General features: G+C 64.1%; 1 pseudogene. It reads left to right on the forward strand.

The features are described 5' to 3' along the window. A pseudogene (locus AC5ZG1_RS44135) lies at window positions 1-662 on the forward strand (transposase family protein); the annotation flags it as partial. Between the last annotated feature and the right edge of the window lie 23 nt (window positions 663-685).

Raw genomic sequence — 685 nt, forward strand, 5'->3', positions numbered from 1 at the left:
ATTGCCCGCAAGATCGAAGGCCGCACCGGCTTGCTTGGCGAGATTGTCCTCGAACGCATGCTGGCGCTGGCGCGACGGGTGCTTGACCAGAAGCAGCACCAGCGCGGCCCCAAGGTCTACTCGCTGCACGCGCCGGAGGTGGAGTGCATCGGCAAGGGCAAGGCCCACCGGCCCTACGAGTTCGGCGTCAAGGTCTCGGTGGCCACCAACCTCGCGCCCGCCAAGGGCGGTCAGTTCGTCACCCATGTGAAAGCGCTGACCGGCAACCCCTATAACGGCCATACGCTCAAAACCGTGATCCCAGGCATGGAGGCGCTCGTCGGCAACGTCATCGAGCGCATGTGTCTCGACAAAGGCTATCGCGGCCACAATGCGCCGCTCGATTACAAGTTCAGGGTGTTCATCTCAGGCCAGAAGCGGCGGGTGACGCCAAAGATCAAGCGCGAGCTGCGCCGGCGCTCCGCCGTGGAGCCGGTGATCGGCCACCTCAAATCCAGCACCGAATGGGCCGAAACTATCTCTGGCACCGCCAGGGCGACGCCACCAATGCCGTCCTCGCCGCCGCCGGCTACAACTTCCGTCGCCTCATCCGCTGGCTCGAGCTTTTGCTGCGCCAAATCCTCGTCCAGCTCATCCGCCGACTTCAGCTCCTCCCAAGCTGAAATCCGGGTTCTTCACGGTCGAC

It is taken from the genome of Bradyrhizobium sp. Leo78 (assembly GCF_059512425.1).